The sequence below is a fragment of the Streptomyces sp. Rer75 genome, assembly GCF_013414305.1.
In the GTDB taxonomy this organism is placed as follows: Bacteria; Actinomycetota; Actinomycetes; order Streptomycetales; family Streptomycetaceae; genus Streptomyces; species Streptomyces himastatinicus.
The window spans coordinates 714,155-729,723 of record NZ_CP058693.1 but is presented as its reverse complement, the minus strand read 5'-3'; the positions used below and the strand labels follow the sequence as shown (position 1 = coordinate 729,723).

At 72.2% G+C, this 15,569-nt stretch carries 4 protein-coding genes; all 4 read left to right on the top strand.

Annotation, left to right across the window (positions count from 1 at the left end; genetic code table 11):
- Window positions 1–17: 17 nt before the first annotated feature.
- The 4 genes from HYQ63_RS02390 to HYQ63_RS02375 all read left to right on the top strand — a co-directional run bounded on the left by HYQ63_RS02390 (window position 18) and on the right by HYQ63_RS02375 (window position 15,566).
- The gene (locus HYQ63_RS02390) at window positions 18–1,073 is read left to right on the top strand and encodes an iron-siderophore ABC transporter substrate-binding protein (RefSeq protein ID WP_179932268.1); all 1,056 of its coding nucleotides are present in this window, start codon (window positions 18–20) and stop codon (window positions 1,071–1,073) included.
- Window positions 1,070–2,857, top strand: coding sequence for an ABC transporter ATP-binding protein (locus HYQ63_RS02385; RefSeq protein WP_179932267.1), 1,788 nt, complete (start codon window positions 1,070–1,072; stop codon window positions 2,855–2,857). The genes HYQ63_RS02390 and HYQ63_RS02385 overlap by 4 nt, the downstream gene beginning before the upstream one ends.
- Before the next feature lie 81 nt (window positions 2,858–2,938).
- Window positions 2,939–13,858, top strand: a complete 10,920-nt coding sequence (locus tag HYQ63_RS02380) for a non-ribosomal peptide synthetase (RefSeq protein ID WP_179932266.1) — start codon at window positions 2,939–2,941, stop codon at window positions 13,856–13,858.
- 7 nt (window positions 13,859–13,865) lie between these two features.
- Window positions 13,866–15,566: an ABC transporter ATP-binding protein gene (locus HYQ63_RS02375; protein ID WP_179932265.1), complete on the top strand. Its 1,701-nt coding sequence runs from the start codon at window positions 13,866–13,868 to the stop codon at window positions 15,564–15,566.
- The last annotated feature ends 3 nt before the right edge of the window (window positions 15,567–15,569 follow it).

Sequence of the window (15,569 nt, the reverse complement as noted above, 5' to 3'; positions counted from 1 at the left end):
ACAGCAAGGGATTCCGGATGCTCCTCCACAGAACGACGCGTATGACGCCCTGGCGGCGGTTAGCGGCGGCACTCTCCGCCGCGGCCCTCGGCGTCGGCCTCCTCGCGGGATGTGGTTCCGACTCGGCGGACACGTCGAGCGACGACGCCCCGGCCGCCGCCTCCGGCGCCTTCCCGGTCACCGTGGAGCACGCGTTCGGATCCACGAAGATCAGCCAGGCGCCCAAGCGGGTGGTCTCCGTGGGCTACACGGACGACCAGGCCATGCTGGCGCTCGGCGTCAAGCCGGTCGGCATGGTCGACCAGTACCCGAACCCGGCGGGCAAGAAGCCCGACATCAACACCCAGTGGCCCTGGGTGAAGGACAAGTGGGGCGACACCCGGCCCGAGGTCGTCATGAAGAACGGCGACTCCGGCCCCGACTACGAGAAGATCGCCGCCCTGCGGCCGGACCTGATCGTGGCGGTCTACTCCGAGATCGACAAGGCCGCCTACGGCAAGCTCTCCAAGATCGCCCCGACCGTGGGCCGCACCAAGGGCGAGAAGGAGCCGTTCAGCGCCCCCTGGCAGGACAACGCGGTGCAGATCGCCAAGGCGCTGGGCAAGGAGGACGAGGGCACCGAGCTGGTGCAGGGCATCCAGGACAAGCTCGACGCGGCCAAGAAGGCGCATCCGAAGTTCGCCGACCAGAAGGCTGTCGCGCTGTCCTGGTACGAGAACTCGGTGGCGCCGTTCACCTCCACCGATGTGCGCGGACGGCTGGTGACGGGCATCGGCTTCTCCTACCAGACCGAGATCGACAAGGTCGCGGACGGAAAGTTCTTCACCGTCCTTTCCCCCGAGCGCGTCGACCTGGTCGACGTCGACCGCGTCTTCGTCGTCAACGACAAGGCGGACCAGCAGAAGCTGAAGAAGTTCAAGCTGTTCACCAACCTGGACGCCGTGAAGAAGGGCAAGGTGTCGTACCTGCTGGACAGCGAGGGCCCGGCCGTCGGCGCGGCCATGTCCCAGAGCACCCTGCTGTCCCTGCCGTACGCGATCGACCAGCTCGTCACGTCGGCCGGCCGGGGGTGAGCGTCACCGACGCGCGTGCCACCCCGGCCACCCTGCGCACGGCCACCGGACGCGTGGCCACCCGATGGGTCACGGCGCACTGCCGCGAGGTGCCCTGGCTGACGGCCGCCACCGTGCTCACCACGGTGGCCGGGGCGGCGCTCCAGGTGCTCCCGGTGCTCCTGCTCGGCCAGGTGGTCGACGGGGTGGCCGAGGGCGAACCGCGCTCGGCCCTGGTCACGATCGGGGTGCTGATGGGGGCCGCCGCACTGCTCGGCGCGGCGGCCACCGCGGTGTCGACGTATCTGATCGGGCGGCTGGGCGCGGATCTGCTCGCACGGCTGCGGGAAGGCGCCGTCCGCGCGGTGCTGGGGATGCCGAGCGCACGGATCGAGCAGGTCGGCCGGGGAGACGTGCTGTCCCGGGTCGGTGACGACGTGGCCGTGCTGTCCAAGGGCATCCGCACGGCCGTCCCCACGGTGTTCTCGGCGGGCGTGCTGGTCGTCATCGCCACGGTCGGCATGTTCGGGCTGGACTGGCGGCTCGGCCTGGCGGGCGCCGGCGCGCTGCCCGCGTACGCGCTGGCCCTGCGCTGGTACCTGCCCCGCTCCGCCCCGCTCTACCAGAAGCAGCGGGCGGCCCAGGCGGACCGCGCGCAGGCGCTGATCAGCGGCCTGAACGGGATCGACACGGTTCGGGCGTACCGCCTGGAGGGCGCCTTCCGCGAGAAGGTCACCAGCGAGTCGTGGCGGGTGCGGAATCTCGGCATCGACGTGTTCCGGTTCTTCGGCCGGTTCGTCGGCAGGGAGAACCGCGCCGAGTTCATCGGGCTGGTCCTGATCATCGTGGTGGGGTACGCCCTGCTGGAGGCCGATGCCGCCAGCCTGGGCGAGGTGTCGTCGGCCCCGCTGATGTTCCACCGGCTGTTCACCCCGCTGGGCTCCATCATGTTCACCTTCGACGAGGCGCAGAAGTCGGGCGCGAGCCTGACCCGGCTGGTCGGGGTGCTGGGGGAAGGCGCGGAGGACCGGCTGGTGGGCGGCGCGGCCGTCGCACCGGCGGACGCCGTGCCGCATCCGGTGACGGTCAGGGGGCTGACGTATCGCTATCCCGACGCCGAGGAGACCGTCCTCCGGGACGTCAGCCTGACGATCCCGGCCGGTGGTTCGCTCGCGCTGGTGGGCGCGACGGGCGCGGGCAAGACCACCCTGGCCGCGCTGATCGCGGGCATCGGAACCCCGCAGGCCGGATCGGTGCACATCGGGCCGACCGACCTCGCCGGTCTGGACGAGGCCGGGGCGCGGGCCCTGGTGAGCATCCTGACGCAGGACACCCACGTGTTCTCCGGTCCGCTCGCCGACGACCTGCGGCTGGCCGCGCCGGAGGCGACCGACGCCGAGCTGATGGACGCCCTGCGCACGGTCGGCGCCGACGGGTGGGTCGACGCGCTGCCCGACGGGCTGAACACCATGGTCGGCGAGGGCGGCGAGCGGCTGGACGTCACCAAGGTCGCCCAGATCGCCCTGGCCCGGCTGGTGCTGGGCCGTTCGCCGGTGGTGGTGCTCGACGAGTCGACCGCGGAGGCGGGCAGCGAGGGCGCCGCCGAACTGGACCGGGCCGTGCTGGCCGCCTGCTCGGGCCGGACCACGCTGTTCGTGGCGCACCGGCTGACCCAGGCGATGGCGGCGGACCGGATCGCGGTGCTGGACGCGGGACGCGTGGTGGAGCAGGGCACCCACGAGGAGCTGGTGGCCCTGGGCGGGCGGTACGCGCGGCTGTGGCGGGCCTGGCGCGAAGGCAGTTAGACCCCCGGGATCCCCCCCCGGATTCAGGTGAGGTTTTCATGACGCGGAAGGAATGCTGAGTCTTCGATGGCCGAGTCTTCGATGAGGGAACCGAGCGCTCGTCGCGTACTGCTTCCTCCCACGCGCGTTGCCGACGTACGCCGCCGGACCGGTGACTTCTCCGACCGGACCATCGCCGAAGCGTGCGCCATCGGGCTGTCGTACTGGGCGACGGGCCGCAGCCCCGACGGCATCGACCTCACCCCCGCCACCCTGTTCGCCGACGTCCTCGGATGGGTCGACAACGGCGGTGCCACGCCCGGCGAGTGGGAGGTCGGCGCGGACGGCCGGAGCATCACCGTCCCGGAGGGCGTCGTACCGGCCGACGCACAGCTCGCGCTGGACGACCTGGCCGACTTCCCGGACCGGCCCCTCGGCACCATCGGCCCGTCCAGTGTCGCGGCGAGGCTCGACACCCTGGCCGAGTGGAACGACACCCACGCCGACCGGGTCCGCCCGACCATCGTGGAGATGTTCCACGAGCAGGCGCGGACCAGGCCGGACGCCATCGCCGTCGTCGACGAGCACCGCTCGCTGACCTACCGTGAGACGGCCGAGCTGGCGGGTCGGCTGGCCCACCATCTGCTCGACCGCGGACTCCGCCCCGAACAGGTCGTCGGCATCTCCCTCGGCCGCTCCGCCGACATGGTGATCGGGCTGCTCGGCGTCCTCCAGGCGGGGGGCGCGTTCGTACCGCTCGATCCGCAGTGGCCCGCCGCGCGCCGCGCCGTCGTCATCGACGACGCCCGCGTCGTGATGCAGCTCAACGACTCGGGCGAACACGCCCCGGGCGAACCCGAAGCCGTGGCCGTCGACCTCGGCGACTGGCGCTACGGTTCCTGCCCCGCGGAGGGCACCGGGGTCACCGTCCCCGGCAGCTCCCTGGCCTACGTGATCTTCACGTCCGGTTCGACCGGGCGGCCCAAGGGCGCGATGATCCGGCACGAGGCGATCAGCGAGCGCCTGCTGTGGCAGGGCAACGAGATCCTGGGCTTCGGCCACGACGACGCGTCGCTGTTCAAGGCGCCGCTCTCCTTCGACATCTCCATCAACGAGATCTTCCTGCCGCTGGTGCACGGCGGCCGGCTGGTGGTCCTGCGCCCCGGCGGCGAACGCGACCCGCACCATCTGCTCAGTGTGATCGACGAGCAGCGCGTCACCTTCACCTACCTGGTGTCGTCCATGCTGGACGTGCTGCTGGAGATCGCGGGCGACTCCGGACGGCTGGACAGCCTGCGGCACGTGTGGTGCGGCGGCGAGGTGCTGACCCCGGAGCTGTACGAGCGGTTCCGCACCCGGCTCGACATCCCGCTGTACCACGGCTACGGCCCGGCCGAGACGACGATCGGCGTCTCGCACGTCATCTACCGGGGCGCCGCGGAACGCCTGTCGACGTCGATCGGCAAGGCCAACCCCAACACCCAGTTGTACGTGCTGGACGACGAACTGCGCCCGGTCCCGGTCGGGGTCGGCGGGGAACTGTACGTGGGAGGGTTCCTGCTGGGGCGCGGGTACATCGGAGCGCCCGGCCTGACGGCGTCCCGGTTCGTGGCCAACCCCTTCGCGGGGGACGGGTCCCGGCTGTACCGGACCGGTGACCTCGCGCGGTTCGCCCCCGACGGGTCGCTGGACTTCCTCGGCCGGGCCGACAACCAGATCAAGATCCGCGGTATGCGGCTGGAGATCGAGGACGTCGAAGTCGGTCTCGCGGAGCACCCCGGGGTACGGCACACCTGCGTCGTCGCGAAGAAGAACGCGTCGGGCGGCACCTACCTGGTGGGGTACGTGATCCCGGCCGCCGGGAGCGAGGAGCTGCGCGCGGACGAGGTCAAGGCGTGGGCCACCGAGCACATGGTGGAGTACATGGTGCCCGCCCACGTCGTCGTGATGAAGGAGTTCCCGCTCACCGCGAACGGCAAGCTCGACCGCCGCGCGCTGCCGGAGCCCGAGACCGGACGGGGCTCGCTCGTACCGCCCACCACCGAGAACGAGCGCGTGCTGTGCGCGGCGGTCGCCAAGGTGCTGCGGCTGGACGAGGTCGGCGTCGACCAGGACTTCTTCCAGCTCGGCGGGGACAGCCTGCTGGCGATCTCGCTGCTGAGCGCGGTGCGCGACGCGGGCCTGCACCTCACGGCACGGCACATCTTCACCCACAGCACCGTGGGGGCGCTGGCGGCGGTGGCGCTCGACGAGGACACCGCCACCGTGGACGACGGCGATGTCGCGACCGGTGCCGTCGTGGGATCGCCCATCGTGCAGTGGCTCGGCGAGACCACGGACGCGATCGACGGCTTCGTGCAGTCGGTCGTGCTGAACACCCCCGCGGACCTGACCGCCGACGCCCTCGACGCGATCCTCACCGCCGTGGTCGGGCGCCACGACATGCTGCGCGCCCGGCTGGTGCGCGGCGACAGCTGGAGCTTCGACATCCCGGAGGCGGACCGGGCCGTCGCGTTACGGCAGGCCTCGTGGCAGGAGAGCGACCGGCCGCTGGAGGAGTGTGTCGCGCTCGCCACCGACGGGCTGGACCCGGCGGGCGGCGTGATGCTGCGTGCCGTCTGGCGACGCGAGCAACGGCAGCTGGTCGTGGTCGTTCACCACGTGGTGATCGACGGCGTGTCCTGGCGTGTCCTCATGGACGACCTGGCCACCGCGTGGCGGCAGTTCGCATCCGGCGCGCCGATCGAGCTGCCCGGGGTGGGCACGTCGTTCCGGCGCTGGACGCAGTTGCTGGAGCAGGCCGCGTTCGACGCGGACCGCGCCTACTACCGGCGTCCCCTGCCGGGAGCGGACGGGCCCGTGGGCAGGCGCGCGCTGTCCGAGGCCGACACCGTGGCGGGGGAGCGGGTGCGGACCGTCTCGGTCGGCCCCGAGGTCACGGCCGCGCTGCTGGGCGAGATTCCCGCGAAGTTCCACGCGGGCGTCAACGATGTGCTGCTGACCGCGCTCGCCGTCACCCTCGCCCGGTGGCGCCGCGACCTCGGACAGGAGCAGACGTTCGCGCACATCGAACTGGAGGGCCACGGCCGCGAAGGACGGTTCGTGGCGGACGCCGCCGGATTCGAACCGGAGCTGTCGCGGACCGTGGGCTGGTTCACCACCCTCTTCCCGGTGACCGTGGACCCCGGAGCGGCAGCCGATTTCACCGCGCCCGCGTACCTGGCCGCCGCGCTCAAGGCGGTCAAGGAAGACCTCGCCCGGGTGCCGGGCAACGGCGTCTCCTACGGTGCCCTGCGGTATCTGCACGGCACCGAGTTCGACGCGCCCGCCCCGCAGGTGCTCTTCAACTACCTGGGCCGCTTCGACGCGGGCGCCTCCGGGGACTGGCAACTCACGGGCACCACCGGACAGTTGGGAGAGAAGCGCGACCCGAGGATGCGGCTGCCCCGCGCCCTGGAGTTCAACGCGATCACCGAACCCGCCTCGACCGGCGACGACGAACTCGTCACCACCATCTCCTGGCCCGACGGGATGTTCACCGACGAGGACATCGCGACCCTCGGCGCGTACTTCCAGGAGGCCCTGGCCGGGCTGGCCGCGCTCGACCGGGGCGGCCACTCTCCCAGCGACTTCGGCGCGGTGGCGCTGACGCAGGCCGACGTCGACGCCCTCGACGGCCCGGCGCTGCGCGACATCCTGCCGCTGACCCCGTTGCAGGAGGGCCTGTACTTCCACTCGGTCTTCGACGACGACTCGGCGGGCGCGTACGTCGAGCAGCAGCTGCTGACGCTGGACGGCGAGGTGGACGCCGACCGGCTCGCGGCGGCGGCCACCCGGCTGCTCACGCTGTACCCGAACCTGGCCGCGCGGTTCACGGCCCTCGCCGACGGCCGCGTGGTCTCCGTGCTGGAAAGCGGTGGGGAGGCGCCCTTCACCACGCTGGACCGCCCCGGCATCACCGACGACGAGATCCGCGCCCTGGCCGAGCGGGACCGCCGCGCCGGGTTCGACCTGGCCACCGGCCCGCTGATGCGCTACACGCTCGTCCGCGGGGGCTCCGGCCGGAACATCCTGGTGCAGACCGTGCACCACATCATCGCCGACGGCTGGTCGGTACCGCCCATGCTCCGTGCGCTGCTGGCCGAGTACCACGCGCCGGGGACCGGGTACCCGCGTGGCGGCTTCCCCGACTACGTACGCCACCTCGCCGAACGCGACGACGACGAGAGCGACCGGGTGTGGCGCGATCAGCTCGCCGAGCTGCCCGGCCCCTCGCTGATCGCCGAGGGGCACACCCCGTCCGACCGGTTCGCCGACACCGCCGTGGTGCCGGAGGACGACATCGACGCGGCCGTCCGCGCGGCCGGTGTGCCGCTGAGCGTGGCCGTGCACAGCGCCTGGGCGGTGACGCTGGGCGGCATCCTGCACGGCAGGGACGTGGTGTTCGGTTCCACGGTGTCCGGGCGGGACGCGGAGGTGCCCGGCATCGAGGACATGGTGGGTCTGTTCATCAACACGATCCCCGTGCGCGCCCGGTGGGCCGGTGCCACCACGGCCCGCGAGCTGCTCGCCGCCGTGCGGGAACACCAGAGCGCGGTGCTGCCGCACCAGCATGTCTCGCTGGCGAGGATCGGCCGTCAGGCCGGTGCGGGCACGCTGTTCGACACCCTGGTGGTGTTCGACGTGGCGACCGATGTGGACGCGCTGCGGCGGCCCGACGACACACTGGTCATCGCCGACATCGTCAACGAGGGCGCCCCGCACTACCCGTTGACGCTGGTGGTCGAGCGCGCGCTCGACGGCCGTCCGCGCTTCAACCTGATCTACGACGGCGCACTGCTGGGGGAGGCGACCGCCCAGGCGATCCTGCGCACGTTCACCCGGACCCTCACCGGCCTGCTCACCCGGCCGGACGCCCCGGTCGACGACCTGGCGCCGGACGGCGACGCCTGGCGGCCCGCGTCGCCGGTCACCCCGACGACCCTGGGCGCGCTGTTCGACGCCGCAGCGCGCCGCGACCCGGCCGCCACCGCCGTCACCCGGTGCGATCTCGACGGCGGCACCCGGTCGCTCACCTACGGCGAACTGGCGGACGCGAAGAACGAGCTGGTCTCGGCCCTGCGCGCGGCCGGGGTCGGGCCGGGCCGGCGGGTCGCCGTCGCCGTCCCGCGCTCCGTCGAGCAGGTCGTCGCCCTGGTCGCGATCGTCAGCGCGGGCGGCGCGTACGTACCGCTGGACCTGGCCTATCCGGACGACCGGCTGGAGTACCTCCTTGCCGACGCCGCCCCGCAGGTCGTCCTGGTGGACCGCGAGCAGCGTGACCGCTTCACCCGGCTGCTGGCTCGGGCGGATGTGCGGGCCCGGGTGCTGGTGCAGGGAGACGAGCTGCCACGGGGCACTACCGAGCCCGGCCCCGGGCCCGGTTGGCGCGACCCCGCGTACGTGATCTACACGTCCGGATCGACCGGTCGGCCCAAGGGTGTCGTCGTCCCGCACTCCAGCGTGGTGTCGCTGCTCGCGAACACGCGCTCCGACATGGACTTCGGCCCGCACGACGTATGGGTCCAGTTCCACTCCTTCTCCTTCGACTTCGCGGTCTGGGAGCTGTGGGGCGCGCTGGCGCACGGGGGTGAGCTGCTGGTGCCGGAGTACGGGCTGACCCGCTCGCCGGTCGACTTCCACCGGCTGGTCCGCGAGCGCGGAGTGACCGTGCTCAACCAGACCCCGTCGGCGTTCTACCAGTTCATCGAGGCCGACCGGCATGCCGACGAGCCGTTGCCCGCACTGCGCCGGATCATCTTCGGCGGTGAGGCACTGGACCTCGGGCGGCTGCGCGGCTGGGTCGAGCGGCACGGCACCGGATCGCCCGAGCTGGTCAACATGTACGGCATCACCGAGACCACCGTCCATGTCACCCACCGGGTGCTGACCGACGAGGACTTCGGCGCCGGTGACGACGTCAGCCCGATCGGCGGGCCGATTCCGGGCCTGGTCACCTATCTGCTCGACGACCGGCTCCGGCCGGTGCCGCCGGGCCGGGTGGGCGCCATCTACGTCGCCGGTGATCAGGTGGCGCTCGGCTACCTGGGCAGGCCGGGGCTCACCGCGGGCCGGTTCGTGGCCGACCCGTTCGCGGGCGACGGCTCCCGCATGTACCACACGGGCGACCTCGCCGTCCGCACCCTCGACGGCGAGCTGGAGTTCACCGGCCGCGCCGACGACCAAGTCCAACTCAAGGGGTTCCGGATCGAGTTGGGCGAGGTCGAATCGGCGATCAGGGCACTCGACGGCGTGGTCGACGTGGCCGTCACCGTGGCGGACGGCGGCGACCACCTGGTCGCACACGTCGTGGGCCGGGTGCCCGGCGACCTCACCGCCCTGCTGTCCGCGAAGCTGCCCGTGCACATGGTGCCCGGCCGGGTGCTGCCGGTCGACGCCCTGCCGCTGACGGTCAACGGCAAGCTGGACCGCAAGGCCCTGATCGAGCGCGCCGCACAGGACGACACGCCGGTGGCGGCGAGCGACGACGCGCTCACCGCGCTGATCGGCATCTTCGCCGAGACGCTGCCCGAATCCACTGTGGACGGCGACACCGACTTCTTCCGGGCCGGGGGCGACAGCATCGTCGCCATCACCGTGATCAACCGGGCCAGGGCGCTCGGCCTGCCGATCGTGCCACGGGACGTGTTCCTGTACAGGACACCGCGCGCGCTCGCCGAGCACCTGGGATCGCGTACCCCGCGGGCCGAGGCGCCGGTGCCGACGCACACCCGCCGCGCGGACGGCCCGCTCACGCCGACGCCGATCATCCTGCGCCAGCGGGAACTGGGCGGATCTCTGGACCGGCTCGCCCAGGCCAGGACGCTTGTGGCGCCCGAGGGCACCGGATTCGCCGACGTCGAGCGCGCCGCGAACGCCGTCGTGGCCGCGCACCCGGCCCTCCGGCTGCGGCTGCGCGTCGAGCACGGGGTGTGGGCCCTGCGTACCGAGCCCGCCCGCGAGGTCACCGTCGAGACGGCGGACACCACCGACGCGACGGCCGTGGCGAACGAGGCCGCCGGACGGCTCGACCCCGAGTCCGGGAACGTCGTCGCGTTCTCGTGGCGGGAGGCGAGCCGGACCCTGGTGGTCACCGTGCACCACCTCGCCGTCGACGCGGTGTCCTGGCTGATCCTGCTGGACGACCTGGCCACCGCCCTGCGCGGGGAGCCTCTGGCGCCGCCGACCACGTCGTACGCCGAGTACGCCGAAGCGCTGACCCTCCGGTCCGCCCAGGCGATCGACGGCCTCGGGGCGTGGGTCACCACGCTCGAGGCGCCCCAACTGCTGCCGCGCATCGGGGAGTTGCGCGAGGCCACCGTCGTGCTCGCGCCCGAGGTGAGCGACCGCGTGACACGCACCGCGCCCGCTGCCCTCGGCGTCGGTCTCACCGAGCTGCTGTGCGGCGCCCTGCGCACCGCGCTGACCCGCGTCCAGCCGTCGCCCACCGACCTCGCCATCGAGCTGGAGCGGCACGGCCGGGTCCCGGCGCTGGAACACCACGACTACACCCGCACCGTCGGCTGGTTCACCTCCATCGCGCCCGTACGGCTCAGCGCGCACACCGACCCCGTCGCGGCGGCGTACGAGGTGGCGGAACGCCAGCCGGACGAGCGCGGACACCTCGCCTACGGGCAGCTGAGATACCTCAACCCGCAGACGGCCCCGCTGCTGAACGCCCGCCCGCAGGTGCTGTTCAACTACCTCGGCCGGGGCGGCGAGTCCCAGGCGCCGCGCATCATGGGCGGTGACCAGGGCAGCCCGTACGCCGTCGAGGTCAACGCCTGGACCGACGCGACCACCGGAAGCCTGCACGCGGACTTCACCCTCGCCGAGGGCATCCCGGACGAGATCGCCGAGCACTGGCGGAGCGCACTGGAACACCTCGCGGACGCCTCCGTGACGGCCGAGCGCACCGCACCCGTCACCCCGCTCCAGCGGGGCCTGTTCTTCCAGGCGCAGATGGCGGGCTCGGCCGGACACTATGTCGCGCAGAGCTGGTTCACCTTCGACCGGCGCCTGGACACCGATGCGCTGGCCGAGGCGATGGCGTACGTGATCGCGCGGTATCCGGTCGTGGGCGCCGGATTCGCCACCGACGACGACGGAAACCCGGTCCAGGTGCTGGGGGCGGGCCGACGGGTCGACGTCCGTACGGTCACACTCGCCACGGACGCGGAAGTCGACGCCCTGCGCGCCCGGGACCGCGACACCGGATTCGATCCGGGGGAGCCGCCGCTGATCCGGCTGACCGTGGTGCGGCTGCCCGACGACCGCGACGGGCTGCTGCTCAGCTACCACCTGCTGCTGTGGGACGGCTGGTCCCGCGAGATCGTGCTGCGGGAGCTGTTTGACGCCTATCAAGCCGCCCTCGCGGGCGAGTTGCCGGAGCCGACCCCGGCCACGCCGAGCTTCGAGGACCACGCCCGGGCGCTCGATGCCAGGGACTCCGCCGTATCGGAGCGCTTCTGGGCGGAACACCTGGCCGGGCTCCCCGGCCCGACGCTGCTCGCCGGACCGGCGCCCTCCCTCACCGACGGCCTCCCGGCCACGCTCGTGCACACGCTGTCCGCCGAGCTGTCGGAGCTGCTGCGGGACGCGGCCAGGGCCCACGGCGTCACGCTGAACTCGGTGCTGACCGGCGCGTTCGGCCTTCTGCTGGGCGCCCATACGGGCCGCAGCGACGCCGTGTTCGGCGTGACCGTCTCCGGCCGGGAGGGCGAGGGCCTGGACGCCATCGTCGGCGTGCTGCTCAACACCGTGCCCCTGTGGACGCGGGCCCGGCCGGACGACACGGTCGGCGCGTATCTGTCGGCCGTCCAGGCGGCCAGGGTCGAGGCGATGGAGCACGAACACCTGGGGCTCGGCGAGATCCAGCGGGCCAGCGGGCACGACACCCTGTTCGACAACCTGTTCGTGCTCCAGAACTTCCTGGACATGGACGCGTTCGCCGAGATGAACGCCCGGCACGGCATCACCTCGGTGAAGGCCGACGACTCCACCCACTACCCGTTCACCTGGGTCGTCACGCCCGGCGACCGGCTCACGGTCAAGCTGGAATACCGCGACGAGGACACCGCGAACGCCCGTCGTCTCCTCGGCGACTATCTGCGCGTGCTCGAAGACCTGGCCCGGGCCACCGGGCCGGTCGGCGCGCTGCGCGGCCTGGGACCGGAACCCGCGCGCGGGGAGCGGACGGACATCGGCACGGACACCGTGGTCGACCGGTTCGACCAGGCGGCGGACCGCGACCCGCAGCGGGTGGCGCTCGTCGCCCACGGCTCGACCATGACCTTCGCCGAGCTGCGGGACCGCAGCCGCGCCGTGGCCGGTGTGCTCGCGCGGCGCGGCATCGGCCCCGAGGCGACCGTGGGTCTCGCGATCCCGCGCTCCCTCGACTCGATCGTGGCGCTGTTCGCCGTGCTGCGCGTCGGCGCCGCGTATGTGCCGCTGGAGCTGGACCACCCGGACGAGCGGATCGCCGCGATCGTCGCGGACGCCCGCCCCGAGGTGATCCTCACCGTGAGCGCCGTGTCTCCCCGTCTGACGGGCGAGCTGATCGAGCTGGACCGTCCGCTGCCCGACGCCGAGCCGTACGTGACCTTCGCACCGGACGACCCGGACCGGCTGCGGCACCCCGCGTACACGATCTACACCTCCGGATCGACCGGGAAGCCGAAGGGCGTGGTGACCGAGTACGCCGGGCTCACCAACATGCTGATCAACCACCAGCGCCGGATCTTCGAACCGGTGCTGGCGGAGCACGGCCACCGGGTCTTCCGGATCGCGCACACGGTGTCGTTCGCGTTCGACATGTCGTGGGAGGAGCTGCTGTGGCTCGCCGACGGGCACGAGGTCCACATCTGCGACGAGGAGTTGCGCCGTGACGCGCCCCGGCTGGTCGAGTACTGCCTGGAGCACGGCATCGACGTCATCAACGTGACCCCGACCTACGCCCAACAGCTCGTAGCCGAGGGACTGTTGGACCATCCGGATCGACGGCCGCCGCTGGTGCTGCTGGGCGGCGAGGCCGTCACGCCGACGCTGTGGCAGCGGCTCGCCGAGACCGAGGGGACGGTCGGCTACAACCTGTACGGACCCACCGAGTACACCATCAACACCCTCGGCGTCGGCACCTTCGAATGCGAGGACCCGGTGGTGGGCGTGGCCATCGACAACACCGATGTCTACGTACTGGACCCGTGGCTGCGGCCGCTTCCGGACGGAGTCCCCGGCGAGCTGTACGTGTCGGGCATCGGCATCGCGCGCGGCTATCTCGGGCAGCCCGCCCAGACCGCGCACCGCTTCGTGGCGTGCCCGTTCGGCGCACCCGGCGAGCGCATGTACCGCACCGGGGACCTGGTGGTCCGGCGGCCCGACGGCAACCTGATGTACCTGGGCCGCACCGACCAGCAGGTCAAGATCCGGGGGCACCGGGTCGAACTGGGCGAGGTCGAGGCCGCCTTCGCGGCACACCCGGCGGTGCGGTTCGTCGCCGCGGTCGCCCAGCCCGACCCGCAGGTCGACGGCGCGTACCGGCTGGCCGCCTATCTGGTGCTGGAGGGGGCTGAGCTGGCGGCGGTCGCGGCCGAAGTGGGCGCCGGGCTGCCGGACTTCCTGCGCCCGACGCACTACGCCCAGGTCGACAGCATCCCGCTGACGGTCAACGGGAAGGCTGACACCAAGGCATTGCCGGAGGCCAAGCCGCTGGGCGCGCTGACCACGGCGGGGGAGCGGGCACCGGCGACGGAGACCGAGACCGTGGTGTGCGAGTTCTTCGCCGAGGCACTGGACCTGGACGACGACGAGGTGAGCGCGGTGAGCGACTTCGTGTCCCTCGGAGGACACTCCATGCTGGCGGTGCGGCTGATCGGGCTGCTCCGCCGGGAGTACGGCCCCGTGATCACGATCCGAGACCTGTTCACCCTGCGAACCCCGGAAGCGATTGCCAGCCACCTCGATGCCCGCCACAACGATGCCTGAGTCCTCGATGACCACTCCTGACACGCAGCGGCCCCGGCCGGGGTCCGACATCCTCCGGACCGCCCTGCGCCGCAACATCGGCGCCATGGCCTGGGGCACCGTCCTCATGGGCCTGTACCAGGCCGGTGAGACGGCCTTCCCCATCGCGCTCGGGCTGATCGTGGAACACACGATGCGGGACCGGAACCTCGGCGCGCTCGGCCTGTCGATCGCCGCGCTGGCGGTGATCATCACGACGGTGTCGCTGTCGTGGCGGTTCGGGATGCGCATCCTCCAGAAGGCCAACACCACCGAGGCACACCGCTGGCGGGTGAAGGTCGCGGCCTGCGGGCTCCAGCCGGTGGCCAGGGACATGGACCTCAAGTCCGGCGAGGTGCTGACCATCGCCACTGAGGACGCCGACCAGACCGCCGACATCATCGAGGTGGTGCCGCTGCTGATCAGCTCGCTGGTCGCGGTGCTGGTCGCGGCGGTCGCGCTGGGCCTGGCCGACTTCCGGCTCGGCCTGCTGGTGATCGTGGGCACCGTCGCGATCCTGTCGGTCCTCAGCGTGCTGTCCAAGCGGATCGGCTCCAGTACCCGCGAACAGCAGGCCCGGGTGGCGCGGGCGGGGGCGAAGGTCGCCGACCTGATCACCGGCCTGCGCCCGCTGCACGGCTTCGGCGGCAACCACGCGGCGTTCCGCTCCTACCGCAAGGTCAGCACGGAGGCGAAGCACCAGGCGATCACGGTCGCCAAGGTGAACGGCGTGTACGCGGGCACCGCGCTGGCCCTCAACGCGGTCCTCGCCGCCGCCGTGACCCTCACGGCGGGCTCGCTGGCGTGGAGCGGCCGGATCAACATCGGGGAACTCGTCATGGCCGTGGGGCTGGCGCAGTTCATCATGGAGCCCCTCAAGCTGTTCTCGGAGATGCCGAAGTACGTGATGATGGCGCGCGCCTCGGCCGAGCGGATGGCGCTGGTGCTGGCCGCGCCGCCGGTGACGGCCCCCGGGCCGGGACACCCGGCCGCGGGCGGGGACCTCGACGTCGACGGTGTCCGGTACGGGTCCCTGCGCAGGCTGAAGTTCAAGGTGGCCGCGGGTGAGTTCGTGGCCATCGCCGCCTACCAGCCGCGTGCGGCCGCCGACCTGGCGTCGGTCCTGGCCGTGAACGTCCCGCCCGGCGCGTACGAGGGAGTGGTGCGGGTCGGCGGGGAGGAACTGGTGGACCTGTCGATCGAGGAGGTCCGCGGGTACATGCTGGTGAACCCGTACGACGGGGAGATCTTCGCGGGCACCCTCCGTACGAACATCGACCCGTCGGGCACCAGCCGGATGGTGCCCGAGGCCGTCGAGGCGTCCATGCTGACCGATGTCGTCGCCCTCCACCGCGAAGGACTCGACTACGCTGTCCGCGACCGCGGTGCGAACCTCTCGGGCGGCCAACGCCAACGGCTGTCACTGGCACGGGCCTTGGCGGCCGACACCGACGTCCTCGTCCTGCACGACCCGACGACAGCCGTCGACGCGGTCACCGAGCAGCTCATCGCGCGCAACGTGGCGAAGCTGCGCCGGGGCCGCACCACCGTCGTGATCACCAGCAGCCCGGCCCTCCTGGACGCCGCCGACCGTGTCCTCGTGCTGGACGACGGCGTCATCACCGCCGAGGGCACCCATCGCCGCCTCCTCGCCACCGACGAGGGCTACTGCGCGGCGGTGGCGAGGTGAACC

Excerpts from the sequence above, each read along its gene's own strand:
- HYQ63_RS02380 (WP_179932266.1), top strand. The coding sequence starts at position 2,939 with ATGAGGGAACCGAGCGCTCGTCGCGTACTGCTTCCTCCCACGCGCGTT.
- HYQ63_RS02390 (WP_179932268.1), top strand. The coding sequence starts at position 18 with ATGCTCCTCCACAGAACGACGCGTATGACGCCCTGGCGGCGGTTAGCG.
- HYQ63_RS02375 (WP_179932265.1), top strand. The coding sequence starts at position 13,866 with ATGACCACTCCTGACACGCAGCGGCCCCGGCCGGGGTCCGACATCCTC.